This window comes from Collinsella sp. AM42-18AC (genome assembly GCF_003467965.1).
Classification (GTDB): Bacteria; Actinomycetota; Coriobacteriia; order Coriobacteriales; family Coriobacteriaceae; genus Collinsella.
This window is the reverse complement of record NZ_QSFY01000031.1, coordinates 1-2,035: the sequence shown is the minus strand read 5'-3', so window position 1 is coordinate 2,035 and position 2,035 is coordinate 1. Positions and strand designations below refer to the sequence as shown.

The window sequence follows — 2,035 nt, the reverse complement described above, 5'->3', positions numbered from 1 at the left end:
GGGGAGGCCTCGCGGCCTCCCCCTTTTTTGCGTTAAAGGCGGCATTCACTAAGCAATTAAATCACTTCAATCATCCACCGGTGAATATAAACGTTCACCGTTCTGTGGTCGGTTCTTTGTTCTCAATGGACTAATATTTGCTTTAGCGCACTGCTGCGCTTGTCCTGTTTTACACGGGTCGTTTTATTGATTGTGACGGAAGGACTCATATGGCAGATGTTCATGAGCTGCTTGATACTTGGATTGCCAATGTCAAGGACGAGGAGCTCCTCGCTGAGCTTAACACGATGAAGGAGCAGGGTGATGAGGACGCCATCACCGACGCTTTCTTCCAGGATCTCGCCTTCGGTACTGCCGGCCTTCGCGGCACTATCGGTGCGGGCACTAACCGTATGAATATCTATACGGTCGGTCGTGCGACCCAGGGATTCGCTGACTACCTCAATGCGACCTTCGAGCATCCGACGGTCGCCATCGCTCGCGATAGCCGCAATAAAGGTGAGCTGTTCGTTAAGACGACGGCTGCCATTCTTGCAGCAAACGGCGTGACTGCCCTCGTGTATCCCAAGATTTCTCCTGTGCCGACGCTCTCCTGGGCCGTCCGCGACCTTAAGTGCTCCGGTGGCATTTGCATGACCGCTAGCCATAACCCGGCGCCGTATAATGGCTATAAGGCCTATGGCCCCGACGGCTGCCAGATCACCAGCGAGGCTGCCGATGCAATTTCTAGGGCTATCGCCGAGACCGATACGTTTACCGGCGTGAAGTCCATGGACTTCGATGAGGCTCTTGAGCAGGGTCTGGTCAAATGGATCGATGACTCGTGCCTCGAGCGTTATTACGACGCCGTTCTCGCCCGCGGCGTGACTAACCTTTCTGCCGAGGAGATCGCTGGCGCTCCGCTTAAGCTCGTCTACACTCCGCTCAACGGCACTGGCCTCATTCCCGTCACGACGGTGCTCGAGCGCGCTGGCATCACCGATGTCGCGGTTGTTCCCGAGCAGAAGGAGCCTAACGGCGATTTCCCGACCTGCCCGTATCCTAACCCCGAGATCCGTCAGGCCATGCAGAAGGGCATCGATCTCTGCGAGCAGGTTCACCCTGATTTGCTGCTTGCAACCGATCCCGACGCCGACCGTGTTGGCGTTGCCGTTAAGAATGGCGATGACTATCTGCTGCTGACCGGCAATGAGATGGGCGTTCTGCTGCTCGACTATATCTGCAAGACCCGTGCTGCCCGCGGTGAGGACCTCACTAAGAAGGTCGCCGTTACTACTATCGTTTCTTCCGCCATGGTTGACGCTCTGGCCGACGAGTACGGTTTTGAGCTTCGCCGCTGCCTGACGGGCTTCAAGTACATCGGCGACATCATTACTTCTCTTTCCGATGCTGGCGAGGTCGATCGCTTTATCTTCGGTTTTGAGGAGAGCTACGGCTATCTGGCCGGTGACCACGTGCGCGACAAGGATGCCGTGAGCACTTCGCTTCTGATTTGCCAGATGGCGCAGTATTATAAGCTCCAGGGAAAGAACCTTGCCGATGCGATGCACGAGCTTTACGAGAAGTATGGCTACTATCATAACAAGACGATTTCGCTGAGCTATCCGGGCGCTGAGGGTGCGGCGAAGATGGCCGGCATCATGGCTGGTCTGCGTGAGAACCCGCCCGCGGAGCTCGCCGGTTCCAAGATTGAGGCTGTCGTGGATTACAACACCTGCGTGAACGGCCTGCCGAAGGCTAACGTCATTGAGTTCGATCTTGAGGGCGGCAACAAGGGTATTGTTCGTCCTTCCGGCACCGAGCCCAAGATTAAGCTGTACATCTTCGCTAAGGGCACGGATGCCGCCGAGGCTGATGCAGCACTTGACGCGATTGAGGAGTCCGGTCGCAAGCTGTTGGCCTAAGGCTTTGAAAGCCTATTTCTATAGTTAGACGGAGGAGGGGATCTCGGAAACGAGGTCCCCTCTTTATTACTGGCAAACACAGCTGAGAATCCCAAGATGTGTAGGAAATGTGTACGCCCAGATTCCCGCCC

The 2,035-nt window shown here is 55.9% G+C and carries 1 protein-coding gene; it reads left to right on the top strand.

Going from position 1 to position 2,035, the window contains the following annotated elements:
* Nucleotides 1–209 precede the first annotated feature (209 nt).
* Nucleotides 210–1,904 carry a phospho-sugar mutase gene (locus DW913_RS09890; protein WP_117798380.1) on the top strand — a complete coding sequence of 565 codons (1,695 nt, stop codon included), beginning with the start codon at nt 210–212 and terminating at the stop codon, nt 1,902–1,904.
* Nucleotides 1,905–2,035: the final 131 nt, after the last annotated feature.